This is a genomic window from Kouleothrix sp. 19917 (assembly GCF_057073505.1).
The window spans coordinates 2,363,694-2,389,919 of sequence record NZ_CP097099.1 but is presented as its reverse complement, the minus strand read 5'-3'; the positions used below and the strand labels follow the sequence as shown (position 1 = coordinate 2,389,919).

General features: G+C 64.1%; 16 protein-coding genes. 13 read left to right on the top strand and 3 right to left on the bottom strand.

Translation table 11 applies throughout. From position 1 onward, the window contains the following. Positions 1-376: 376 nt before the first annotated feature. The 3 genes from M1P90_RS09845 to M1P90_RS09835 form a co-directional block, all read right to left on the bottom strand. Positions 377-1,192 (bottom strand): hypothetical protein, encoded by an 816-nt coding sequence (locus tag M1P90_RS09845; protein ID WP_483702442.1) that lies wholly within the window; start codon positions 1,190-1,192, stop codon positions 377-379. A gap of 48 nt (positions 1,193-1,240) precedes the next feature. Continuing rightward, positions 1,241-4,018 (bottom strand): bifunctional serine/threonine-protein kinase/formylglycine-generating enzyme family protein, encoded by a 2,778-nt coding sequence (locus M1P90_RS09840; protein WP_483702441.1) that lies wholly within the window; start codon positions 4,016-4,018, stop codon positions 1,241-1,243. Between the two features lie 165 nt (positions 4,019-4,183). Continuing rightward, entirely contained in the window at positions 4,184-5,566 is a 1,383-nt protein-coding gene (locus M1P90_RS09835) for a protein kinase domain-containing protein (protein ID WP_483702440.1), read from the bottom strand. Between the two features lie 283 nt (positions 5,567-5,849). Between M1P90_RS09835 and M1P90_RS09830 the strand changes: the two genes are divergently transcribed. The 13 genes from M1P90_RS09830 to ptsP all read left to right on the top strand — a co-directional run bounded on the left by M1P90_RS09830 (position 5,850) and on the right by ptsP (position 26,226). Beyond that, complete coding sequence (locus M1P90_RS09830) at positions 5,850-6,551, top strand: FHA domain-containing protein (RefSeq protein WP_483702439.1); 702 nt, start codon at positions 5,850-5,852, stop codon at positions 6,549-6,551. Between the two features lie 271 nt (positions 6,552-6,822). Next, on the top strand, positions 6,823-7,995 hold the full coding sequence (locus M1P90_RS09825; RefSeq protein WP_483702438.1) for a phosphotransferase family protein: 1,173 nt from the start codon (positions 6,823-6,825) through the stop codon (positions 7,993-7,995). Between the two features lie 14 nt (positions 7,996-8,009). Continuing rightward, a complete protein-coding gene (locus tag M1P90_RS09820) occupies positions 8,010-9,407 on the top strand; it encodes a glycosyltransferase (RefSeq protein WP_483702437.1) in 1,398 nt (465 codons plus the stop codon). A gap of 91 nt (positions 9,408-9,498) precedes the next feature. Then, entirely contained in the window at positions 9,499-10,866 is a 1,368-nt protein-coding gene (locus M1P90_RS09815) for a phosphotransferase family protein (RefSeq protein ID WP_483702436.1), read from the top strand. 55 nt (positions 10,867-10,921) lie between these two features. Further along, positions 10,922-15,034 (top strand): ATP-binding cassette domain-containing protein, encoded by a 4,113-nt coding sequence (locus M1P90_RS09810; protein WP_483702435.1) that lies wholly within the window; start codon positions 10,922-10,924, stop codon positions 15,032-15,034. Further along, positions 15,010-16,476, top strand: coding sequence for an aminoglycoside phosphotransferase/kinase family protein (locus M1P90_RS09805; RefSeq protein ID WP_483702434.1), 1,467 nt, complete (start codon positions 15,010-15,012; stop codon positions 16,474-16,476). The genes M1P90_RS09810 and M1P90_RS09805 overlap by 25 nt, the downstream gene beginning before the upstream one ends. Before the next feature lie 45 nt (positions 16,477-16,521). Beyond that, a complete protein-coding gene (locus tag M1P90_RS09800; protein WP_483702433.1) occupies positions 16,522-18,150 on the top strand; it encodes a phosphotransferase in 1,629 nt (542 codons plus the stop codon). Between the two features lie 49 nt (positions 18,151-18,199). Further along, entirely contained in the window at positions 18,200-19,606 is a 1,407-nt protein-coding gene (locus M1P90_RS09795; protein WP_483702432.1) for a phosphotransferase family protein, read from the top strand. 386 nt (positions 19,607-19,992) lie between these two features. Beyond that, positions 19,993-21,537, top strand: a complete 1,545-nt coding sequence (locus M1P90_RS09790) for a BglG family transcription antiterminator (protein ID WP_483702431.1) — start codon at positions 19,993-19,995, stop codon at positions 21,535-21,537. 563 nt (positions 21,538-22,100) lie between these two features. Then, on the top strand, positions 22,101-23,174 hold the full coding sequence (mtlA, locus tag M1P90_RS09785; protein ID WP_483702430.1) for a mannitol-specific PTS transporter subunit IIC: 1,074 nt from the start codon (positions 22,101-22,103) through the stop codon (positions 23,172-23,174). Positions 23,175-23,240: 66 nt separating this feature from the next. Continuing rightward, the gene (locus M1P90_RS09780) at positions 23,241-23,564 is read left to right on the top strand and encodes a hypothetical protein (protein WP_483702429.1); all 324 of its coding nucleotides are present in this window, start codon (positions 23,241-23,243) and stop codon (positions 23,562-23,564) included. Positions 23,565-23,566: 2 nt separating this feature from the next. Next, entirely contained in the window at positions 23,567-24,010 is a 444-nt protein-coding gene (locus M1P90_RS09775; protein ID WP_483702428.1) for a PTS mannitol transporter subunit IIA, read from the top strand. Positions 24,011-24,171: 161 nt separating this feature from the next. Continuing rightward, positions 24,172-26,226, top strand: a complete 2,055-nt coding sequence (gene ptsP, locus M1P90_RS09770; RefSeq protein ID WP_483702427.1) for a phosphoenolpyruvate--protein phosphotransferase — start codon at positions 24,172-24,174, stop codon at positions 26,224-26,226.

The following is a 26,226-nucleotide window of genomic DNA, read 5'->3' as shown; positions in this document are numbered from 1 at the left end:
CCGTTGTGCCAAAAGCTGGCAGCGGACGATGAGAGTATTGTTGTTTATGGGAGCATTCAAGCTGGCAGCCACTATCTCGTCCGATGCCTTGCCCCCATCCACAACGGAGGCATGACCGCAAATTATTTCTTCGGTGTACCACGTGCTTTAAGGGGTTCGGGGCAAGGCCCCGACCGCGGAGCGCGAGGGCGCGCAGCCCTCGCAAAAGAATAGGGCGCCCAGACAGGTCCGCCCAGACAGGTCCGCCCAGACAGGTCCGCCCACACAGGTCCGCCCAGACAGGTCCGCCCAGACAGGTCCGCCCAGACAGGTCCGCCCAGACAAGCAGAGTGCGAGAGCGATACGCCCTCGCACTCCCGAAGAGGAAAAGCCCGTGCTACGCAGCGCGCGAGCGGCGCAGCCGCAGGCCCAGCAGCAGCAGCGCCAGCGCCGCGAGAATCAGCGCGGGCGTGGCATCCGTGCCGGGCGCGCCCGTTTTCGGCAGCGTGCCGGGGGTGTTGCTTGTGACGTTGGAGCTGCCGCCAGCGGCGGTGCTGGTGGAATAGATCTTCAGATTATCGAAGTGCATATGCATCGCGCTTGCGTCGACATTGCTGGCGATCAGGCCCACCCCGCCCGATTTGTAGTCGGCGTCGCTGAAGCTGTTGAGCGACTCGCCGTTCAGGTAGATCGTGAAGGCGTCGCCGCTCATGTCCACACGCAGGTGGTTGACATCCGAAAGTTTCTTGATCAGCGGCGAAGCGGTTGCGGCGATCAGGTCGCTCGATTTACCCGCGCCAGCCATTTTGCGCACGCTGTACTGCCCGGTGCGCGGGTCGAGCATCACAGCATAGAAGTGGCTACTGTCCTGCGCGCGCACTATCACGCCTTCTGCCACATCGCCAGTGAAGCTGTCGCTGTTGTCCCACACATCCAGTTCAATCGTGCCATCGCCGTAGCTTTGGCCGGGCAGCAGCGACCAGTGCGTTTCGCCGGCCTTGAGGTCTTTCAGGTGGTAGACGCCGGGCGCGTGGAAGCCGCGCGAGTAGTCGGTTGCGGTCAGGTTATTTTCAAGCTTGCTTTTGGTTGGGTCGCTAAAATCATCGTCGAACATCAGCTTGCCTTTGGGCGTGGGTGGCGCGGCACCAGCTGCGGCGGGCAGCAGGGCCAGCGCGGCAAGGATCGTCAAACCAGCGAGCACCAGGTGTTTCATACCAGCCCCCTTTGCATAACAGTGAGTTGCTGAACGTCTTCTTGCTGCTTATTGTGCCGGCGCGGCACAGCGAAAACCAACTTCGTAAAATGGCACATCGGCGGGCGCGCCCTCGTCGCGGGCGAAGGCGCGGGCTTTGCCTGCTGTTTGTGCCCACGAGCCGCCGCGAAATACGCGCTGGCCGGGTGCATCCTGATCTTCGCGGCCATCGCTGGCCTTGTAGGGGTAATCTTTATAGATGGTGCTGGTCCACTCGCGAACATTGCCAGCCATGTCGAAGGTGCCGTTGAGCTCGGCTGGGTAGCTGCCCACGGCCGTTGCATCGCCCAGCCCGCTTTCGTCGGAGTTCAGCAGCTTGGCGCTGAAATCACCTTCCCAGGGCCACACGGTTTTTTCGCGCGTGGCACCCTTCCAGCTGGCGGCTTTCTCCCATTCCGCCTCGGTGGGCAGGCGCTTCCTGGCCCAGCCGCAGAAGGCCGTTGCCTGCTGCCAGGTCACGTTGATCACCGGGAATTTGTCGAACTCGGGCTGGGTGCCATACTCGGGGTGGCGTGGCGAGGCTGCGGTGCTGAGCGGTGTGCAGCCCTGGGCCGTCACGCAGGCGCGATATTGCGCATTCGTCACTTCATTGCGGTCGAGGTAGAAATCGGGCAGGTTGAGCATTTGCGGCGGCTCGTGCGGGTTGAAGTTGCTGCCGATCACAAACGCGCCGCCGGGGATGAGCACCATATCGCCGTTCGGGTCTTTGCGCTCGGCGGGCAGGGCGGGCGCGGCGGGCGGCTGATCGATGCTCCAGATCTGCAGGTCGTCGAAGTGCATGTGTGGTGCTTCTGCGTCGATATTCGCCACAATCATGCCAATCATGCCCTGCTCGTAGGCGTCGTCGTTGTGGGTGGCGAGCAGCGCGCCGTTCAGGTAGAAAGTGAGCGTGTGGCCGTTGGCGTCGACGCGCAGGGTGTTCTTTTCTTTGCCCTGGTTGATCAGCGGCGAAGGCGCCCAGGGGATCAGTTCGCTCAGCTGGCCCGGGCCGTCCTGGCGGCGCAGGCTATACTGCCCGCTGCGCGGATCGATCATCAGCGCATAGTAGTGGGTTGCATCGCTGGCGCGAAAAGCCACGCCCTGCGAGACGCTGCCCACCGAGGTGTCGCTGTTATCCCACATCACGCTCTGGACGCTGAAGTTGGCATAGATCTGGCGCGGCATCAGCACGGCCTCGGTGTCGTTTGTGTTTGGCAGCTTCATGTGGAAAACGCCGGGCGCATGAAAGCCGCGCTCGAAGTCTTTGGCGCCGCGCAGGTCGGCCAGGCCGTTCGGGTCGAGCCGGTTCAGGTCGTTGAAGTCGTCGCTGTTCACTTGCTGGCCAAGCGGCTCGGGCATGGGTGCGGGTTTGCTTGCGCCAGCCGTTGGCGCGGGCGCGGCGCTTGGCGCGCGGGTGGGATTGCTGGCCTGCGCAATGCCAACACCAGCACCCGTAGGTTGCGGCGCGGCAGTTGGCGTGGCAGCGGTTCCGCCCAGGCGGCCAAGTTGCCAGAAGACCACGCCGACCAGCGCCACCAGCGCCACCAGGCCAACAATCAGCGGCGGCAGAAGGCGGCTGCGCTGCGAGCGTGGCTGGGTGCTTGGAGCAGGCGGTGTTATTGGCGCGGTGCGGGTGAGCGGCTGGCCGTTTGACACAGCTGGCGTGCCTGGGGCTTGTTCAGTCGCAAGCGGCGCGGTGCCAAGCGGGCCGGTCGCGGCGACAGGGGAATTGCTGGGCGCGCTGGCTTCCGCGAGCGACGTACTGGTTTGCTGACGCTGGCGAATCTGCGCGATACCCTGCTGGGCGGTGGCGCGGGCTTTCTGCTGGGCTTCCACCGCAGCTTCGCGCAGATCGCGCGCGTCGGGGTAGTCGGGGTCGAGCGCCAGCAGCCGGTCGAACTGGGCGATGGCGGCATCCCAGCGCGCCTGCTCAAACGACTTCACGGCGGTGTCGTAGAGCGTGTCGCGCTGAGTGTGCAGTGTGAGCTGGCCGCTCACCTCGCCAATTGCAGCGGCCATGTCGGCGGCGCTCTGGAAGCGTTTGGCCGGGTCTTTTTCCAGCGACTGGCGAATCAGCGCCTCGACTGGGGCGGGCAAGTTGGGCACCAGCGCGCGCGCAGGCGGCAGTTCGTCGTAGATATGTTTCGCCAGAATGGCCATGGGCGTGTCGGCGTCGTAGGGCACCTGCCCGGTAACCAGCTCGTAGAGCACCGCGCCAGTGGCATACAAATCGGTGCGGGCGTCGATTGTGCGGCCGGTGGCCTGCTCGGGCGCCATATACGCGGCAGTGCCGATCACCTGGTTGGCAAGCGTCAGTCGCGCCTGGCCTTCATTCACCAGCTTGGCAATGCCGAAGTCGGCCAGCATGGGCCATGTGTCGGTTGGCAGCAGGATGTTGCCGGGCTTGATGTCGCGGTGCACAATGCCGCGCTGGTGGGCATACTGCAACCCATCGCACACGCGCTGAATGAGCTGGAGCGCGCTGGCAGGCGACAAGGGCGTTCCCACCAGGTCACGCAGCGAGCGGCCATTGTCGACGTACTGCAAGGCCAGAAAGAGCATGTTGTCATCTTCGCCGTAGTCGTAGATCGGCAGGATGTTCGGGTGCTGCAGCGCCGCCATAGCGCGTGCTTCGCGCTTGAAGCGCTCGGCGAACTGGCGGTCGGCGCTTTGGCCCATGACCTTGATCGCCACCTGACGGTCGAGGTTTTCCTGGTAGCCGCGATACACCGTGGCCATCCCGCCCTGCGCGATGACATCGGTGATAAGATATTGCCCTAAACGCTTGCCGATACGTGAGTCGCTCATAGCCGCCCCCGAGGTCGATCTGGCGAAAGACATAGCAAAGCCAGCAACTGGCGGTGGAGATGTGGGCCGCCAGTGCTCCGAAAGACGCTGGTATTCGACGCTGCGAATGTACGAAGGTTTTGTGTGAAAGCGGGCGCGGAACAACACACGCAACAGTGAACCGAGCTAGCGCAGCAGCACCACCAGCGCGCCCAATAGCGCCAGCACCACCACCCCAGCAATCACCCAGGCGATCATCACGCTCTGGTTGCCAGCACTCGCGCCAGCTTTGGCGCTGGGTGTTTCGGTTGCGGGCGGCGCCGCAGCTTGAACTGGCACAGGCTGGGGCGTTGTGTCGAGCGGGCGCGGCGCGTTGATTGGTGTGGTCGGCGCGTGCTTCGCCATGTCGGCGGCGCTTGGTCGCGGCGGCATGTCGTCGTCGATCTGCGGCAGGCGGATCGTCGCCATGTTGACAGCAGGCTGGCGCGGCTTGGCTGGCTGTGGCGCGGGCTGGCTGCCCAGCTGCTGCTGATTGAGCTGCTCGAATTTCCTGCGCGCCTCGATCTTATCGCGCTCCTGCGCCGACAGCGCCGCGTTCAGCAGCTCGTTGGCGTCTTCGTTTTCAGGGTCGAGCTCGACCAGTTTGCGCAGCTGGCCAACCGCGTCGTTGTAGCGTTTCTGCTGAAATGCTTCCAGGCCAAACTCATACAGTCCCGTCATCTGCACGCGCGACTGGCGCTGGTGCTCAAGCTGGCTGGCTACATCGAGCAGTTCGGCCGACATGGCGGCGGCGTTCTGGAAGCGTTCGGCCGGCTCTTTCGCCAGGGCGCGCTCGAGCACGCGCTCGATCAGCGGCGACAGGTCGGGGTTGAGCGAGACTGCCGGCGGCGGCGCTTCGTAGACATGCTTGGTCAGCACAGCCATGGGCGTGTCGGCGTCGAAGGGCACGCGCCCGGTCACCAGCTCGTAGAGCACCACGCCGGCGGCATACAGATCGGTGCGCGCATCGATTGGGCGGCCAGTTGCCTGCTCGGGCGCCATATACGCGGCGGTGCCGATGATCTGGTTGGCGAGCGTCAGGCGCTGCTGGTTATCGTTCATGAGCTTGGCAATGCCGAAATCGGCCAGGGTGGGCCAGTTGGGCGAGGGCATAAGCACATTGGCGGGCTTGATGTCGCGGTGGATCACGCCGCGCTTGTGCGCGTAATCGAGCGCATCGAGCACATGGCTCGTCAGGCGCAGCGCGGTGACGGGCTGCATCGGCCGGCCCAGCATATCGGCCAGCGTGGTGCCGTTTTCGACATACTGCAAAACGATATAAAGCAGATCACCCTGCTCGCCGAAATCGTACACCGGCAGGATATTGTGGTGCTGCAGCGCGGCGATTGCGCGCGCCTCGCGCTTGAAGCGCGCCGCAAACTGCGGGTCGCGGTGCGACGACAAGACCTTCACGGCGACAAAGCGATCGAGCGCTTCCTGATACCCTTTATACACCGTGGACATCCCGCCGCGGCGCACAATATCGATAAGTTGATACTGGCCCAGCCGCGTATCGATCAGCTCAGTCATCTACAGCGCCTCTCCACCCTTGTGCCCGCCGGTCGCAGGTGATTTGCGGGGCAGAACACCACACGTGCTATATATTAAACGATGCAGAACAGTGTTTTGTTCGTCTGGCTGCCATACATTTCGACCGATTTTGCGGGAAGAGTCAGCGTGGTCAGCAAACAGTCAGCTTTTGGATCACAAATGGATGACTGTATTTTACCACCTGGGTACCCGTTGTCAATCATTCTCAGGCGTGATACAATGGCCTCTATACCCTGTTATCCAAACAATATCGGGAACCCGCATGGCTCGTGCAACGCCGGGAATTTTGACGTATCGTCGCGCCGATGGCGGCGAGGAGCGCATCAAGCTTCACCAGGACGTAACGACGCTCGGTCGTTCGGATTCGTGCGCCGTGGTGATCGCGCTGCCGGTGATCTCGCGCCTGCACGCCCGCATCGAGCTGCAGCACGACCGCTATGTGCTGTTCGACGCGGGCAGCGCCAATGGCACATTTGTGAACGGCAAGCGCATCGAGCAGGGCACGCAGCTAAGCACCAGCGACGAAATCTGGCTTGGCTCGAATGACGTCGCTCTGCGCTTTTCCGACCCGGAAGAAACCCTGGTGATGCAGTCGAGCCCGCTGCCCGCGCCGCTGTTTATCGACGAAGACGCGCGCACTGTGCTGGTGTATGGCGCGCCGCTCCAGCTCAGCCCGCTCGAATACGGCCTGCTGCTGCATCTGGCGCACAACCCCGGCACGGTGTGTACGCGCGAAGGCACGTTTCTGGCGGTGTGGGGGCAGCCCTACGACCACGCCACCTGCGAAGACGCGCTGAACGCGTGTATTGCCAAGCTGCGGCGCAACCTGCGCAGCGTGGCCGAGTCCGCCGGGCACGAGCCGCCATTGATCACTACGGTGCAGCGCGTGGGCTTTCGGCTCGATGCCGAAGTCGGTTTTGCGCCCGGCAGCGGGCGGCCCGCAATCGCGCGCAGTGTCAGCTAGCTCAATAGTCGGCCCACGAGGACAGGCTTGCCACCTGTCTTTTGCATATAGTTAGGCAATGGTTGGATAAGCGATCACTTTGCCCGGCGCGGGGGCATTTCGTTTCACATGCGTTTCGGGTATAGTGGCACCTATACCAGCCACCAGACTAGAAAAACGCCCGCCTGCCCCGTTTAGTATACGGTGGCAGCGGCCTCAGGAGCGGCGACCTTTGCCGCAGTCGTGCCAGAGCCCGATCTCGGTCGGCTCGCCAGCAGAGAAGCGGGAAGCTATGTCAGACGATCAGAACGACGCCAAGCAGCCATCCAGCGCCGACAACATGCGTGAAACCGGCATCGTCAATGTGATGACCTCGACGAGCATGCACAAGCACCCCACGGCGTTCATCAAAACGCGCCTGCCAGTGCTTGAAGTTGCGCTCGACTGCGACAAGATGACGGCACAGCTTGAGCCGCTGCTGGCGGCACTGGCGCGGCCTGGGCAGCAGCCGGCAGTCACCTATGCCAAGCTGCTGGCCTACAAGCAGGGCAATCGCGGCCTCATCCACTACGAGGTGAGCGGCACCGAGTATGGCGACACATGCATTGTGTATGGCAAGCTCTACCCCGAGCTAAGCCAGGCGCAGCGCGTCTGCCAAACGATGCAATCGCTCCACGACGATTGCTTCAAAAAATCGCCGCTGCTGGGCGTGCCGCGCGCGCTGGGCTGCATCCCCGAAATGTCGATGCTGGTGTATGTGCCGGCCGAAGGCGAGATGCTGGGCGATGTGTTTGGCGCCGACAATGCACTGCGCTATGTCGATCTGGCCGGCGAGTGGTTAGGCACACTGCACACCTACCCGCTGAAGATCGAAAAGCATTTCCGCCTTGCCACCGAGCTGGTGAACGTGCAGGCCTGGGCGGTGCTGGTGGGCCATAAATACCCCGAGTTTGCCGACGAAGCCATGCATATCGCCAAGCACCTGCAGGATCACGCCAGCGAGATGGCCTTTGAAACACGCTCGCCCATTCACAAGGATTTTCACTACGGGCACATTCTGGTCGACCGCGGCCTGAAGGTGATCGACTTCGACGAGATGCGCCTGGGCGACCCGAACTTCGACCTGGCGCACTTCTGCGCAAACCTGCACCTGCTGGCCTACCGCGTGAAAGAATCGCCCTACCAGTTCTCAACGCTGCAAAGTGCGTTTCTGCGCGCCTACGCCCGCGTGGCCGACTGGGAGCCGAACGAGCGCTTTGTGTATTTCTACGCCTACACCTGCCTGAAGATCATGAAGCAGCTGTGCAGCGTGCGCGGCTTGCGGCCCCGGCCCGAAGGCGACGAGCAGCACAAGCAGGTCAAGCTGATGCTCGACCAGGGCATTGGCTCGCTGCCCAACGCCACGCGCCAGAAGCTGTCGAGCAAGTTCGCCACGATGATTATGAACGATACCGAGCGGAAGTAGTGTGGTAGTGCGCCGTGGGTGTTGCGCCCGGCGCTTCGCCTGGGCGGCAGCGCCTGGGCCTGGGAACTATGCAGCGTATCGGCTATATCATCCGCAGCTATCCGCGGCTATCGCAAACGTTCATTGTGAACGAGATCCTGGCGCTTGAGCAGCAGGGTGTCGCCTTGCATCTCTTCCCAATCACCGACCCGCACGAGCCGATTGTGCAGGCGCAGGTGGGGCAGGTGCACGCGCCGGTCGATTACCTTGAGCAGGCGCGTGGGCGCGGCCGGATTGCGTTGGCGGCCGATCATCTGGCGGCCATGCGGGCCGCGCCCGCGCGCTATGCCCGCGCCCGCACCTATGCTGCCCGCCGCGCCGATCTCGACCAGGGCTACACGTCGGCCAGCCGCGCCGAGTGCTTCGACATGGCGGTGTACCTGGCCGCACTGCTGCGGCGCGAGGCGCGCGCCGGCAGGCCAATCGGCCACCTGCACGCCCACTTCGCGCACGACCCAGCCCTGATTGCGCTGCTGACGCAGCAGCTGACTGGCATTTCGTTTTCGTTTACTGCGCACGCCCGCGACCTTGTGCAGATCCCGGCGCACCTGCTGAACGAGCGCACCGCGCGTGCGACTGCCATGCTCACCTGCTCGGCCACCAATCTTGCGTATATCGATCAGGTGATGCCGGCGGAACTTCAGGCCAAAGTGCGCCTCATCCATCATGGCGTCAATCTGGCGGGCTTCCAGCCGCTTCCCGGCCGCCTGAGCGAAGGGACCGGCGCGGCGCAAGTGGCCGAGGTTGGCGCGGGCCAGGAAATTTCGGCGGCGTCGAATTCGGTGCCACGGATCCTGTCGGTTGGTCGTCTTGTCGAAAAGAAGGGCTTTCCCGACCTGATCAACGCCTGCGCGCGCGTGCGCGATTCTGGCCTGGCGTTTACATGCGCGATCTATGGCGAAGGCCCGCTGGAAGGCGAATTGCGCGCGTTGATCGACACACTCGGCCTGGCCGATGTGGTGACGCTGCCGGGCGCATGCAGCCAGCAGGAGCTGATTCCCGAGTTGCAGCGCGCCGACCTGTTTGCGCTGGCCTCGTTTGTGACCGACGACGGCGACCGCGATGGCGTGCCGAATGTGCTGGTTGAGGCAATGGCCTGCGGCCTGCCCGTGGTGAGCACCACGGTGGCGGGCATCCCTGAGCTTGTCAAAACCGGCGAGAATGGCCTGTTAGTGCCGCCGCGCGATGTCGCAGCGCTGGCCGATGCCCTGGCCGAATTGTTGCGCAACCCGGCCGAGCGCGCGCGCATGGCCCGTGCCGCCCGCAGCACCGTGGTTGAGCACTTCGATCTGCAAGCTGCCGCGCAGCAGATCGCTAAATTGTTCGAAAAAGCCGTGGCCAGCCCGTCAAAAATAGCTCACGCAAACGTTTAGTGTTCGGTTGTTCCAGAAACTCGTAGCAAGATTGCCTGAATCGTTTGCCGGCCAGCCCGCCCGGGTTGCCTGGCAGCGAGAGGGAGACGCCATGCAATCCGTGCAGACCGAACCGATTGCAACCAGCGCCGACACGCATCGGCTGGTGCAGATCGCCCAGAACACACAGCAGATGGCGGAGTATCTCACGCCAATCTTCTTCCCCGACCACCCCGACCATGTCGCTGATTGCCGCATCCTTGATATGAAATATGAGGTTGGCGAGTACTGCACGCTGCTCTACCAGCTTGGGCCGCGCATGGTCATCGGCACGTTCCGCTGGGGCGAGGTCGAGGGCGAACTGCCCGCCAGCGCGCGCCTGATCGAGCCGCTGGGCATGCAGGTGTATAGCTTCGAGCAAGACCCCGCGCTGCCCGGGCTGGCCACGGCGCTCGATCCGCGCCGCATCCGCGCTGCGCTGGCCGAGGCCCTGCCAGAATATCGCGACGGCGAACGCGAGCTGCTGAGCGTGCGCGCACGGCCGCTGCGCTACCGGCCCGGCAAGCGCTGCACCATGCGCTTCGACCTGCTGGAGCGCGATGCCGCTGGCGCGCTGGCCCGCCGCACCCTCTACGGCAAAGCCTACCACCAGCTTGGCAAGGCCAGCTCGGTATTCCATGAGATGCAGATGCTTTCGGACACCGACGCGGTGCGCTCGGGCCGGGTGATCCTTGCGCCGGTAGTGGCATTTCTGCCCGACCTGATGCTGGTGATGCAAGGCCCGATCGAAGGCGAATCGCTGGAGATGCTGCTCGAAGGTCTGCAAGGCACGGTGACGGCTGGCGACCCGCGCGGATGGGCGGGCGTGGTGCGCTCGGCCGGGGCGCTGGCTGCGGTGCACACCTCGGGCGTCGCCACCGACCGCGAGCGCCCGATCGACAAAGAGCTGAAGCGTTTTGTGAAGCGCGCCAGCCAGGCCGCCACGGTGGACGCCGACGCTGGCGGGCGCTTGCTGGCGCTGGCCGAGGCGCTGCCCGCCTGGCGCGACCACATGCCCGAATGGGGCGAACAGATCACGCTGGTGCATGGCGATTGCAAGCACAGCCAGTGCCTGCTCACCGACGCGGGCGTGGCGATCCTCGATTGGGACCACTGCGGCATGGCCGACCCGGCCACCGACATTGGCACCTATCTGGCGACGTTCCGCCAGATGGCCATCCACCAGTCGCTCAAGGCGCGTGGCTCGGCGGCGGCGGCGGCGCGCGCGACCTGGCTGCGCGGGCTGGAAGACGCGTTTCTGGATGAATATGTTGCGGCCAGCGGCTTTGGCGAAGGGTTCTACTTCCGCGCCCGCTGGTACGAAGCCGTGGCCCTGATGCGCAAGGCGCTGCGGGCCTTTTCGCGCGCGCCGCGCTCGCCCATGCCGCTGGCGCAGGTCGATGCCGGCTGGCAGATTTTGCACGAGCTGGGGAATGCGTAGGCTCGCGTTCTGCGCCGCGCCTGCCACGTGCCGACAAGGGATAGAGAGATAGACCATGAGCGACGCCAAAGCACTTCCGGCCGCCAAGGCCAAACCCGAGAAACCAGCCAAGCAGCAGAGCGATCTGCGGCGCGTGCTGTCGATGCTGAACCGCTTTCTGGCCGGTAATCGCGTCACATTCGTGATTGCGATGGTTATGCTGGCGCTGAACTCGCTGCTGGATAACCTGGCGGCCTACCCGCTGCCGCTGTTTGTGGCGTTTCTTGATAAAGGCGTGCCGCCTGCGCCATTCAACGGCCAGCTGATAGCCGGGCTATTTTCCAGCAGGTACAGCGCGCTGGCATTTATCGCCGCGCTGGTGATTTTGCTGGCCTTTCTTTCCAGCGTCACCGACTCGCTTTCGGAAATCTACCTTTCCAAAGGCGGCCGCCAGCTTGGCTACAACCTGCGTGCTTCGCTGTTCGGCCACCTGCAAAAGCTGTCGCTGGCCTTCTTTGGCCGCCAGCGCACTGGTGATCTGCTCACACGCGTCACCAGCGACGTGGCCGCAATCGAAATCTTTGCGATCGACTCGCTGAAAGATATCGCTGGCAGCGTGTTTACGCTGATCTCGGCACTAGGCCTGCTGCTGCTTGGCTCGCCGCTGGTGGCGTTTGTGGCCCTGCTGATGGTGCCGGTGCTGTCGCTCATTTCGAACTATTTTGCCGACCGCATTAAATCGCTTTCCAAGAAAGTGCGCGCCCGTGAAGGCGAACTGGCCGCCAGCACGCAGGAAATGCTCACCTCGATTCGCGTGATCCAGACCTATGGCAGCGGCGGTAACCAGCTCAAGCAGTTTGCCGACATCAGCAGGCAGACTATGGATACGGCACTGCAGGCCGCCCGCCTGCAAGCCGTGTTCAGCGGCGTGTTTGGCGTGATGCAGGCCGTGACGATTGTGCTGGTGGCGGTGATTTTCACCACCATGATGGGTACGCAGTCGTTTGCGCCGGCCCAGTTGCTGACCTTTGTTGGCATCATTACCAACACCTTCAAGCCAACCAAGCGCCTGATCAAGCAGTGGAATGAGGTCGGCAAGATCATCGCCAGCGTCGAGCGCATTGGCGACGTGCTGGATCGCAAGCCGGCAGTGGAAGACCGGCCGGATGCTCAGGCAGCGCCGCGCTTCCAGGGCTATATCGAGTTCAGCCACGTGAGCTTTGCATATGTGCCCGAGCCGGAAGATGTGAAGGACGGCAAGGCGCCGCAGCCGCGGCTGGCGCTGCGCGATGTGAACTTCACGGTTGCGCCGGGCGAGGTGGTGGCGCTGGTGGGCGGCTCGGGCGCGGGCAAGAGCACGATTGTGCAATTGCTGCCGCGCCTCTACGACCCGCACGCTGGCACAATTACGTTTGATGGGCAGGATATTCGCTCGTTTGGGCTCGACTCGCTGCGCGGCCAGATGAGTATGGTGCTGCAAGAGGCGATTCTCTTTACCGGCACCGTCGCTGAGAATATTGCCTATGGCCGCGAAAACGCCACGCGCGAGGAAATTATTGCGGCAGCCATGCAGGCCAGCGCCCACGATTTCATTCAGAAAATGCCCGACGGCTATGACACCGTGCTGAGCGAACGCGCCAGCAACCTGTCGGGCGGCCAGCGCCAGCGCATCGCCATTGCCCGCGCCTTTATTCGCAACACGCCCATCCTCATCCTCGATGAGCCAACCACCGGCCTCGACGCGGAGTCGACCGAGCTGGTGCAACTGGCGCTGCGCTCGCTGATGCGCGGCAAGGCGACGGTGATTATTTCGCACGATCTGAACCTGATCCGCCAGGCCGATAAGATCATTGCGATCAAGGACGGCGAGATCGTGCAGGTTGGCTCGCACAAGGAGCTGCTGAAGCGCGGCGGCCTGTATGCCGATCTGTATAACAAGCAGTTCGGTCAGGTAGTGCAGGAGCAAGGCGGCCAGATGAAGGCCACGCCGGTACCACCGCCAACGCCGCTGCCCGCTGCGGTCGCCGCAGTGCTTGAAGACGACGATGACGACGACATGCCGCAGGTAACGCCTAAAGCCTTCCAGACACTGATTGGCAAGGCCCTGCCGGCCCCGGTGTCGCAAAAAGCCTTCCAAACCCTGATGATGCAGGCCGTGGTTCCGCCGCCACCCGCAACTGCTGCTGCCGCGCCTGCCGCGAGCGCGCCGGCTGTTGTGGCTGCACCTGTGGCCTCGGCGGCGAGCGCGCCTGCCGCGCCCAAGCCTGCCGCGAACGAGCAAGCGGCTGCGCCCGCCTCGGCGCGCCACGCCCAGGTGATGCGCATGGTTACGCCGCCGCCCGCGCCTGGCGCACCCGCGCCTGCCAAGCCCGAAACGCCCGCCAGCAGCGCGCCGGCAGCCCGCGCCCCCGAGGCTGCTCCCGAGCCTGCTTCTAAAGAAGTGAACTTTGCGGCCGGTGCGGCTCCGGTCGACACCAAGCCGCCCGTGGCGCAGCCGCCAGTTGCGCCGCCCAAGCCGGCCGCCGCGCCAGCGAAACCCGCCGCGCCAGCCGCCGCCACGGGCCGCACCGAGCTGCAGCCCGCGATCAGCGTCGATGGCCGCTCGACCATGCGCTTTGGCGAAGAAGAGCTGCGCGACCTGCGCGCCGGTTTGCGCCCGAACACGCCAGCAGTGCAGGCCGGCCAGGCCGGGCGCTCAGGCCTGCGCGGCGAACGGCTCGATCTGCTGCAAAGCCCGGCCTTTCAGGAAGAGTTCCCGAGCATCCGCACTGCCTTCGACGCCCAGAGCATGCGCGACCAGATCCAGGGCACGCTGTTTGGCAAAGGCCATACGAACTATGTGATCGAGAAGTGCGAGCTCGATCAGGCGACCTACCTGCCCGGCGAGGGCGTGGCGCTGCGCTATGAAGTGAGCGCGAAAGATCGCATTACGCTGCAAACCATCGAGCCGATTGTGATTGGCATGGTCTTCCCGAACCAGCTCGCCTGCGCGCTGTATATGCGCGATAAGCTGGCCCCGCTGGTGGAACTGATGCGCGGCCGCCCCGAGATCACGCCGTTCAGCACGCCCGCCGCGATCATCGAGCCGCTGCATATGATCCTGCACGTCTTCCCGATCGACGGCGAGCTGCCCGCGCTGGTGCCTGCCACCGACCCGCAGCGCATGGCCGAATTGTTTCGCGAGACCCTGCCCGAAGCCACCGACAACGGTCTTGAAATCGAGCGCTGCAAGGTCGAGCTGGTTGATTATGCACGCCGCTTCCGCTCGGTGCTGCGCTACACCGTCGAGGGCAAGCGCGCTGGCGGCGCCCGAGCCGAACGCCAGCTCGTGTATGGCAAAGTCTTCAACGACACGATTGGCTCGCTGGCTGGCCCGGTGACGAGCGCGCTGCGTGATGCGACCAACGACCCGCGCAACAGCTATAAGTTCGCGGTGCCGCACGCGCTGGCCTGGCGCCCCGACATGCAGCTGTCGCTGCTGGAAGCCATCCCTGGCAAGCCGGTGATTTCCGATCAGCTGAAAGCGCGCCTGCGCGGCAAACCACTGGCGCAGGGCATGCTTTCGCTGGAAGAAATGATCGCTGCTTGCGCCCAGATCGCCGTGACCATGCACACCGCGCCGATCAAGCTGGGCCGCCGCCGCTCGCTGGACGACGAGCTAACCAGCCTGCGCGCGGGCTTCGCCGACATGGAACGCTATTCGCCCGAATTGGCTGGCCGCCTGAATGGCTGGCTCGATCAGCTCAGCACCTACGCCGAGCAGTCCGACGCGCTGCCAACCGGCTTCTGCCACGGCGATTACACGTACACGCAGGTTATTTTCGAAGGCACACAGGCTGGCCTGGTCGATTTCGACTCGGTCTGCCAGGGCGAACCCGCGCTCGACCTGGGCCACTTCCTGGCCTACCTGCGCGTGGCTGGCAGCAAGGCGCAGGCACTGGCATCGTCGAGCGCGCCCAACACCCTGGTCGAAGATCTGCGCGAGCAGTTCCTGCAAACCTATATTCGCACCATGGGCGCCCGCGTTGAGGATATCGAGCGATTGCGTGTGCGGGTCGCCATCTACCAGATGATCAGCCTGCTGCGGCGCGCGCTGCGAAGCTGGCAGAAGTTCAAGGGCAGCCGCCTGGAAAGTGCGCTCGAAATCATTGAGGAGGAAATGGCGTGTCTACCACAGCTCGACTACTAGCTGCCGACCAGCGGCGCGCAATCTTCGAGGGTCTGCGCCGCTTTATGGACGCGCCAGCCTGGCTTGGGCCAGCTGGCCACGCCGATACTGTGCGCGCCGCGCTGGCCGCAACGCCGGCTTTTGCCGATGGCAGCACGCAGATCCGCAAGCTCAGCGTCAAGCGCATGCGCCTGAAGAAGGGCCAGGACGGCTGGACCGGCCAGTACGAGATTGTTGTGCAGGGCCAGGGCGACGCCGAGCCGCGCACCAGCCTGCTGGCCGGCCGCCTGGTGCCGCCGGGCTTTGCCGAGCCAGCTATTGCAGAGCCCGACGCATCGTTCAGCAGCCCGAACTGGCATGTCTACCTGCCGGCGCTGCGCCTGGAGCTGCAGCACCAGCCAGCCGACCCGGCGCTGCCGGCACTGCCGCTGCTAACCGACCCGGCTCAGGCGCGTGAGCTGCTCGAAAATGGTGTGCGCGCCTGCTCGCCCAGCTACGCCGATATCAGCATCGCCGGTGTGACCATCCGCCACCTGCGCTACAAGCCCGGCAGCCGCGCCACGGTGGTCTATGACGTTGAGTATGCGCCCGAGCACGCCGGACGCGGCTGGCCGCCAATTATGGTGGCGAAGACCTATAGCGGCAGCAAGGGCAAAAACGCCTACGAGGGCATGGCTGCGCTGTGGAATTCCGGCCTTTCCAAAGGCGACATTGTGACGCTGGCCGAGCCGCTGGCCTACCTGCCCGAGCACAAGGTGCTGGTGCAGGGCCCGATCTACGAAGACCAGACGCTGGAAGACATGCTCAAGTCGGCGGTTTCTGCCAACACGCCCGCCATGCTGAGCGAGCTTGAGCGGTTCATGAACAAAACTGCCGACGGCCTGGCTGCGCTGCACACCTCGGGCGTGCGCTACGGCGAAACGATCACCTGGGAAGACGAGCTGGCCGAGGTGCGCGAGGTGATCGCGCGCCTGGCTGGCATGGTGCCCGAGCTGGCCGACGCTGCCGAGCCGCTGCTGCAGCATCTTGAAGCCGTCGCCGCAGTTTCGCCCGCCGACGCGATTTTGCCGGCGCATCGCGCGTTCCGCCCGGCGCAGGTGCTCTTGTTCAACGACACAATTGGCTTTATCGACTTCGACGGCTTCGGCCAGTCCGAGCCGGCGCTCGACCTGTCGCGCTACACGCGCAAAACCCGCGCGCTGGGCATGGATGCCGCCAAAGTCGACCCGAACAGCCCGGAAGGCGCGGCCCGCCAGCAGCAGATGGAAGCGATCTGCGAAAGCTTTTTGCAGCGCTACGAAACCCATGCGCCGGCATCGCGCCAGCGCATCGCGCTGTGGGAAACGCTCGATCTGCTGACGCTGGTGCTGTACTGCTGGACCAAGATCGAACCCGAGCGCCTGCCTGCCAACATGGCGCTGCTTGAACGCCACCTTGAGGTGAGCGGCTTACTGAACAGCTAACGAGCCGTGCTTGCCCGCAGCAGCCTGCCCGTGAAGGAGCATTCTATGGCAACCACATCCCGCACCCTTGACGGCCTGCCCGCCTCGCCCACAGTTGATGGCCTCCATGCGCTGGCGGCCCTGCCCGACTGGCTGCTGGCCCCGCTGCAGGCCAAGCCCGTGGCTGCCGCGCTGCGCGCCGCCGTGCCCGAATTCGCCAGCGGCGCGCTGGAGCTGAAAAGCTGCAAAATCAAGCGCATGCTGCTGAAGGACGATGGCCGCTGGGCTGGCACCTACACGCTCAGCACCGCAGGCCCACAGGGCACACAGTCGGTGGCGCTGCGCGGCACCTTTACGCCACCCGCATTGCGCGGCGAACCTGCACCAGCCCAGGCGCCAACAACGCCGTTCGCGGCCGATGGCTGGCGGCTGGCGCTGCCCGCGCTTGGGCTGGAGTTCGTGCCCGAGCCGCCCGAGAGCGAGCTGGCCGCAATGCCGCTCCTGACCGATGCCGAAGCCTCACGCGCCATGCTCGAAGCCGGCATCCGCGCCTCCACGCACCCCGATATGCAGATCGTGAGCAGCCGCCCCGAGGTGCTGAGCTACAAGCCCGGCAGCCGCTGCACACTGCGCTACCATCTTTCCTACCCGGCCGAGCAGGCTGCGCGCGGCTGGCCCGACACTGTGATCGCCAAAACCTACCGCAAAGACAGCAAGGGCCGCAATGCCTATGAAGGCATGCTGGCGCTGTGGCGCACACACCTGGCCGAGGGCACGGTTGTACGCATGGCCGAGCCGCTGGCCTACATCCCCGAGCACAAAGTCATGGTGCAGGGGCCAATCGCTGGCGACGAGTCGCTCGAAGATATGCTGAAAGCTGCACTGGCCGACGACACGCCCGACAGCTATGCGCAGCTGAGCATGTATATGATTCGCGCTGCTGCTGGCCTGGCCGCCTTCCATCAGTCCGGCGTTGTTCACGGTCCAGCCGTGACGCTGGACGAGCGGTGGGCTGAGCTGCACGACTTGCAAGCCCGCCTCGGCACGGCTGTGCCCGATCTGAGCGGCGCGCTTGCGCCGCTGCTGGCCGCGCTCGAAGCGCGCTCCGCTGCCAGCGCCGCCGATGCGCCCGTGCCAACCCACGGCACGTTCAACCCCGAGCAGGTGCTGATTGACGGCCCGCATGTCGGCTTTATCGACTTCGACGATTTCAGCATGGCCGAGCCCGCGCTGGATGTGGGCCTGTTTATCGCCGCGATTAAAGATATTGGCATGAACGCGCTGAGCAATGAGCAGGCGCACGACCTGACGGCGCGGCGCACTCGGCTGGCCCGCCTTGAGCAGATCGGCGATGTGTTCCTGACCTTCTACGAGCGCCTCGCGCCGATCTCGCGCGAGCGCGTGGCGCTGTGGCAGGCCTGGAGCTACCTGCGCGATACACTCCATTTCTGGATCAAGGCCAAGCCCGCCGAGCCCGACAACGGTCTGCTTATGCTGGTGGGCCAGCTGCAGGGCATGGCTCTGCTCCCGGCCAACGATCTGCGCGAGGTGGCGGTTAACGCCGAGCGCGTGCGCCGCCGTGCCGCCATCCCAAGCGCGCGCTACCAGGCATTTGCTTCCGCGCTGCTGGCCGGCATTGCCGTCAAGGCCGACGAGCTGGCCGAGCTGCTGGGCGCGGTGCTGCCGTTTGTGTAGGCGCAGCATGCGCTGGAACGTTTCTTTGACGAGAAGGTGAGGGCGGCTCATGGACATAACGACGGCGCTTTCGGGGCAGGGCGGGCTGGCGGGCGTGCAGTGGCTGCTGAACGAGCCGCCCGCCCGCGAGGCGCTGCGCGCAACCCTGGCCGGCATGCTCGAACCGGGCGCAGAAATCGGCGCAATGAAGCTCGACCGCGCCAAATACAAGCCCGGCCGCTACATGCAGGCCTACTACGCGGTTGAACTGACTGATGTTTCCGGCACGCGCACGCGCCTGATCGAGGTGAACTGGCTGCCGCCCGGCAAGCCCGACCCACGCGGCGCGCCCGAAACGAGCCCAGCCATGCAGAGCGAGATCGCTGAGCGCGGGCTGGCCGCGCCATTTCGCGCGCTGGCAGGGGAAAATGCCGAATGGGGCATCTGGGTGCAGGTGTCGCCGCTGGATGCCGAGTACCCGCAGCTCGCCCGCCTCGCCGACCCGGCGTATGTGCGCGATCTGCTGGCGGCTGATCCAACAGTTCAATCCGATGCGGCGGGCTACCGCATCACGCCGATTCGCTACCGGCCCGGCCAGCGCCATGTCCTGCGCTACGACCCGCTCGACGCGAATGGCGGGAGCGACCCGGCCGGCACGCTGTTCGCCAAAACCTACAACAGCGACAAGGGCGCGCGCACCTTTGGCACCGCCACCACCGTTTCCGACTGGCTGGCGCAGCAGAATATTGGCATTGGTGCGGCCCGCCCGCTGGCCTACCTGCCCGCCGACAACCTGGTGATCTACCCGCGTGTCACCGGCACGCCGCTCTCCGACCTGCTGCGCACGCCCGGCCCGGCCACCGATGCGCATTTGCGCTCGGCCGGCGCGGCGATTCGCGCCCTCCACGCCACGCCCGAGTCGCTGGTGGCCTTGCAGCCGCACAGCTTCGCCAAAGAAGTGAAAAGCATTCTCAGCGCGGCCGAGTATGTCCACCCGCTGCTGCCCGACACCGGCGCGGCGATCAAAGACCTGGTGACGCGCGCCCAGGCCCTGCACGAGCGCTTGCCAGCAGTGACGCCCTCCTTCGCCTATGGCGACTTCAAGGCCGACCACCTGTGGATCACGCCCGACGGCCTGACGCTGATCGACTTCGACACCTGCTACCTTTCCGACCCGATGATCGACCTGGGTAAGTTCCTGGCCGATATTCGCTTCTGGTATGCGGGCTACGGCCAGCCCGGCGCGGAAGACGCGCAGCGTGCATTTCTGGCTGGCTATGGCGACCTCAGCGATGAGCAGATCACCCGCGCGCGCCTGTACGAAGGGCTGGTGCTCACCAAATCGACGGTGCGGCGCGTCAAGCTGTTCGACCCGGCGTGGGCCGCGCGCGTAAGCGACCTGATTGCGCAGGCGGCAGGCGCGATTACGCAGGCCGAGGCCAGCGCACCAGCACAAACGCTGGCGCAAAACGCCTAACGCTGTATTCGCAGCAGTATCTCTTCTGCATGTGTGCAGTTTTCTTCGCCCCACGAAGAAAACTGCACACAAATCTCAAACCCCATCCCAGCGCTGTGTCGGCGCAACGCGCTGATAGCATGTGCCAGCCTTCACAAAAATGATCTACTTTTGTCATAACCTCCTTGCTGAAAGTCGGATCAATGTTTCGCCGCGCATCGCTTGACTCTGCGCTATCGCGGCGCTACCATACAGTGGCAAGCGGCAATCATTACACTTCATTGAATAAATTCGCCTCGTAGTGCGTTCATTGCTTCCAGCCAAGCCCCGCTTGGCTGGGCGTGAATGGCATGTCGCTCGTATTGGCTCAGTTTGGGGAATGAATGCCCCACGACGCGGTGGCGCGTATGATGCCGTTGACGACAGCGCAGCGCGATCTGCTTCAGCACCTGCTGGTGCTAGAAACGCCGATCAGCGCGACTGCGCTTGGCGAGCAGCTTCACCTGACCCAACGCCAGGTTCAATATGGGCTGCGCGATGTAAAAGGCTGGCTGGATCGCCGGCTGATTATGCTGCGCCACACGCCCGGCGTTGGCGTGCAGATCGTTTGCACCGCCGACCAGCGCCAGCGCCTGCTGCGCGAGCTTGATGTCTACGCGCGCTTTCAGCTGGTGCTGACGCCCGAGCAACGCCAGCAGCTTCTGGCGCTTCAGTTGCTTGCCTCCAACTCTGCCCTGACGCTTGGCCAGTTTCAGAACGACCTTGGCGTTGCGCGCGCGACGATCCTGAAGGATCTCGAAGCGATCGAGCCCTGGCTGGCGAGCTTTGGCCTGGAGATTGCGCGGCGTCAGCATCGTGGCTGCTGGATCGATGGGGCGGAACTGGCGCAGCGGCAGGCGCTGGCGGCGCTGCTATGGGGCGATGTGCCCTTCCCCTGGCCGATTATGGGCGTGCGCCAGGGCAGCCGCCTCGAGTTTGTGCTTGCGCGCGACGAGGCCTTGCTGCCAATTGTGCAGCGCGTCAACGATCTGGTGCGGCGTTGGGATCTCGCAACCGCGCAGCAGATCGTTGGGCTGGCCGAAACAGCGCTTGGTGGCCGCTTTTCCGATATTGCGGCGGCGGCGTTGGCGGTTACCGGGGCTGTGCAGCAGCAGCGCATTCAGGCCGGGCAATATGCAGTGCTGAATGCTGCAACGCTGGAATGGGCGCAGGCGCAGGCCGAGTGGCCGGTGGCGGCCCAGCTTGCCGCCGACCTCTGGCCAGCCCTTCCCGCGCCTTCGCGCACTGCCGAATCTGCCATGCTGGCAATGCAGCTTGCCGCAGGTGCCCGCGACGAGCCGTGGCAAAGCACGGCTGGTGTGGCAGCCCAGTTTGCACCCTTGATCAACCGCATGCTGGCGCAGGTTGCCGCAGCCTACCGTGTGCCCGAGCTGGCCGCCGACCCGCTGTTGCAGCACGGGCTCGAGGCGCATGTGCTGCCAGCCTATGTGCGCCAGCGTTTCGGTTTGTGGTCGCCGCCAAACGATAGCGCCGACCTGCACGGCGATCGCTATACTGCCGAGCGCACTGTAGCCGCCCAGCTCGCCGCCGACGCTGAGGATGCTACTGGCCTGCCACTGCCCGCAGCCGTCTACGACGACCTGATCCTGCTTCTGCGCGCCGCGATTGTGCGCGCCCGGCCCGAGCGCGCACGCCATATTCTGGTGGTGTGCCCGAGCGGCATGGCCACCACGCAGCTGCTGGTGGCGCGTTTGCGCGCGCGCTTCCCGCGCCTGGGTACCTTTGAAGTGCTGCCAATGCGTGAAATCACAACATCGCGCGTGGCTAACGCCGACCTGATTATTTCGACTGTGCCGCTGATACTGCCCGACGACGCCTATATTGATGTCATTCAGGTGCACCCAATGCTTCGTGCCGACGATATTGTGCGCTTGACACAATGGATGGCATAATTGGGCGCGAATATATTCGCTTGGTAAGGAACGTGCATTTTCTCACAAGTGAACGTGTAAAGTCCGCGCTAATAGTTTTCTTTACGAAGTAACTGATTCTATTCGAGGAATTGTGAATTAGCGAACAATTCGGTGTCTTTAGCATGAATGCTATTGATACGGTATTTCTGCGCCTTTTCATCTCATGTTGCCAGTAGTTCTCGTCATAAGAGTTCATTTCAAATAGTACACTTTTGTCATAAGTGGTGTACTAAAAGGTATATGATTTAAGCGCCGTTTCATTATTGACAATTAGTAAAAGCCCATATACTATACATATCACACACGGTGCAAGCAATACAGACTCTCATCCACGTCGCTCGAACGTTTGGCGGGCAGGGCACTGCGGCAGAGCCGCAAACCGCTCTGTGATGCGCTGCGTCGGATACTCGTGGCCGGATTTCGGGATCACATCGCATTGATTCGCCAGGGCTTACCCGGGGGCGCTGGCGCGAATATGCGGCAAGGCTTGCACCATCAACGGCGATAGGTTCGACAAACGATCTTCAAAGGAGAAACGCATCATGCGACAGCGGATCCAGAGCTTCGGCAGCTTCCTGGCTGCGATGGTGGTCCCGAACATTGGCGCATTCATTGCCTGGGGCCTGATTACCGCCCTCTTCATCCCGGTTGGCTGGATTCCCAACGAAGGCTTCGCCAAGCTCGTCGGCCCGATGATTACCTACCTGCTGCCCATCCTGATTGGCTACACTGGCGGCAAGATGATCTATGATCATCGCGGTGGTGTGGTAGGCGCAGCAGCCACCATGGGCGTGATTGTCGGCGCCGACATCCCAATGTTCCTCGGCGGCATGATCATGGGCCCGCTCGGCGGCTACCTGATGAAGAAAATCGACGAGGCGCTTGAGGACAAGATCCCGGTTGGCTTTGAGCTGCTGTTCAACAACTTCTCGGCCGGCTTCCTGATCCTGGCGCTGGTGCTGATCGCGAATGTCATCATTGGCCCGATCGTTCAGGCTTTCAGCAATGCGCTGGGCGCTGGCGTCGATTTCCTGATTGCTTCGCGCTTGCTGCCGCTGGCCGATATCCTGATTGAGCCGGCCAAGGTGCTGTTCCTCAACAACGCAATCAACCACGGCATTCTGGCTCCGCTGGGTGTGGCCGAAGTTGCCAAGAACGGCAAGGCCATCCACTTCATGCTGGAAAGCAACCCTGGGCCTGGCCTGGGCCTGCTGCTGGCCTACTGGTTCTCGGGCAAGGGCATGCTGAAGCTGTCGGCCCCGGGCGCGGCGATCATCCACTTCCTGGGCGGCATCCACGAGATCTACTTCCCCTACATCCTGGCGCACCCGATTATGATCGTTGCGATGTGGGCCGGTGGTATCCTGGCCGACCTGTGGTTCGTGATCACTGGCGCTGGCGTGGTTGCTTCGCCCGCCCCTGGCTCGATCTTTGCTTACCTGGCGGTTATCCCGCTCGGCCAGCACATCCCCGTGCTCGGTGGCGTGCTGATCGGCGTCGTGGCGTCGTTCCTGGTCGGCTCGTTCATCCTGCGCGTCTTCCCGGTGCGCTCCGAGGATGAGGACGAGATCGCTGAGGCCGAGGGCACGCCGGTTCCGGCTACCGCCGCGAACTAGTACAAGCTGGCGGGTGGCGCCCTCAGGGATGTCGGCGCCACCCGCGCTCCATGAAAGGAGTCTGGTATGGCTACATCTATCCCCGCAGCGAGTGTCGACACGATTATCTTCGCGTGTGAGGCCGGCATCGGTTCCAGCATTATGGGTGTGAACGCCCTGAAGAAGAAGCTCAAAGCGGCTGGCCTGAGCGTGAACGTCATCCACAAGCCCGTGCGGGCGGTGCCTGCCAGCGCCAAAGTGGTCGTCGCGCACAAGGGTTTGGCCGATTTTGCGCGTAAACAGGCGCCTAACGCTGTGGTTATTGCTTTTTCGCAGTTTCTGAACGACCCGGTGTTTGATAAGATCGTTGAGTCGCTGAAGACGGGTGGCGATCTGATGGAGGCGCGCTAGCCATGGCAATTGTATCGAGCGATACGGTGCGCCTGGGCGCGACGGCCAGCAGCAAGCAGGATGCCATTCGCCAGGCTGGCGAGCTGCTGGTGCAGGGTGGCTGTGTGCAGCCCAACTATGTTCAGGGCATGCTCAACCGCGAAATGACCATGTCGACCTACCTGGGCAATGGCGTGGCCATCCCGCATGGCCAGCACGAAAACCTGAGCGAGGTCATCCGCACTGGCATCTCGGTCCTGCAAATTCCCGACGGTGTGGAGTGGGAAGAGGGCGAGAAAGCCTACCTTGTGATCGGCATTGCCGCCAACGCCGACGAGCATGTGGGCGTGCTGGCGAACCTGGCCGAGGTGATCGAGGATGAGGACGCCGCCGCCGAACTGGCCCGCACCTCCGACCCGGCGCTGATTATCGAGCGCCTGGGCCGCGCCCGCGAGGCCGAAGTCTAGCGAACGTGTGATTTTTCAGCCACAGCGGCGCCCGGGCACGAAGGATTTGCGGAACGAGCCCTTTGTGTTCGTGGCGCCGCTGTGGCTTTTTCGTTCACTGCCTCTGGGCCGGCTGCTCGTTTCCTCGCCACGCGGCAGGCAGTGCCACAAGGAAGTGTGAGATGCAACAGCTTGATCTCGTGATTCATAATGCGACGGGGCTGCACGCGCGGCCGGCGCGCGTTTTTGTTGATATCGCCAAGCAATATCAGTCGTCGATCAAAATTCGCTATAACGGTAAGTTCGTTAATGCCAAGAGCCTGATTTCAGTACTCACGCTCGGCGTAGCGCGTGGCCAGCAAATTCAGGTTGAAGTGAACGGTGAGGACGAGGAAAGCGCCGCTGCGGCGATTGTTGATGCCGTGCGCGATGGCCTGGGCGAAGGCCCCGATACTGGCGCGCACGCCGCGCCTGCCGAGGCCGCGCCGGCTACTGCTTCTGCCGCCCATGCCCTTCCTGCCACCGTTCCACACGCTGCCCCGCCCGCCCATGCGCCATCCGCTGGCGGTGTGGTGCAGGGCATTGCTGGCGCGCCCGGCATTGCAATCGGCCCGGTGTTCCGCTTCGAGCGCGCCGAGGTGATGGTGAACGAGCGCTTTGGCGGCATCGATTTTGAGCACGCGCGCTTGCAGGCAGCCATCGACGCCGCGCGCCAGCAGCTGAACAAGCTCCACTCCGAGGTTGCGCAGCGCGCCGACGCCAGCGAAGCCGAGATTTTCCACGTCCACCGCGAGATCCTGGCCGACGAAGCGTTGATCGATAATGTCCGCTCGTCGATTGCCGAGGGCCGCAGCGCCGCCGTGGCCTGGAAGGACGCAACTGCCGAGCAGGCTGCCGAGCTGGCCGAGCTTTCGAATGCGCTGCTGGCCGAGCGCGCCGCCGATATTCGCGACGTGGGCGCGCGCGTGCTGCGCCTGCTGGTGGGCGAGGCCCCGCCCGCGCCAACCCTGCCCGATCACCCGGTTGTGATCGTCGCCACAGACCTGACGCCCTCGGAAACGGTGTCGCTCGATCCCAAGCGCGTGCTGGGCTTCTGCACCGCCGTCGGTGGTCCGAATGCCCACACTGCCATTCTGGCGCGCGCGCTGGGCCTGCCGGCTGTGGTGAGCGCCGGCCAGGGCGTGCTGGAGCTTGCGGTCGGCACCGAGGTCATTCTCGACGGCAGCGCCGGCACGCTGACGGTTGAGCCCGACGCGGGTGTGCTGGATGCTGCGCGCAAGGCCCAGCAGGAAGAGCGCGAGCGCCGCGCCACTGCCACGCAGGCCGCGCGCGAGCCAGCCGTCACCAGCGATGGCCACCGCGTTGAGATCGTGGCCAATATTGGTGGCGTGAAAGAAGCCAAGCCGGCGGTCGATAATGGCGCGGAGGGCGTGGGCCTGTTCCGCACCGAGTTTATTTTCCTCGAAACCAAAACCGCGCCAACCGAAGAAGAGCAGTTCGCGATCTACCGCGACGTGGCGCAGGCCTTTGGTGGCAACCCGGTGATTGTGCGCACGCTCGACATCGGCGGCGACAAGGAAGTGCCCTACCTCGACCTGCCGCGCGAAGACAACCCCTTCCTGGGCGTGCGTGGCGTGCGTTTGTGCCTGGAATATCCCGACCTGTTCCGCACGCAGCTGCGCGCCATCCTGCGCGCGGCCTCGTTTGGCAAGCTGCGGATCATGTTCCCGATGATTGCCGATATTGGCGAGATGCGCGCCGCCCGCGCGATTGTCGAGGAGCTGCGCGCCGAGCTGAATGCGCCGCCGGTCGAGATCGGCATCATGATTGAAGTGCCCTCGGCGGCAATGATGGCCGATGTGCTGGCCCGCGAAGCCGACTTCTTCTCGATTGGCACCAACGACCTGACCCAGTACACGCTGGCGATGGACCGCATGCACCCCACGCTGGCCAGCCAGGCCGACGACCTGCACCCGGCGGTGCTGCGCCTGATTTCCAAAACGGTTGAAGGCGCGCACGCGGCTGGCAAGTGGGTCGGCATCTGCGGTAACCTGGGTGGCAAGCCCGAGGCGGTGCCGATCCTGGTGGGTCTGGGCGTGGACGAGCTGAGTATTGCAATCGCCGACATTCCGCTTGTGAAAGCCCAAATTCGCACGCTTTCGCTTGCACAGTGTCAGGAGCGCGCCCGGCAGGCGCTGGCATGCGCCACCGCTGCCGAGGTGCGCGCAGGAGGATAA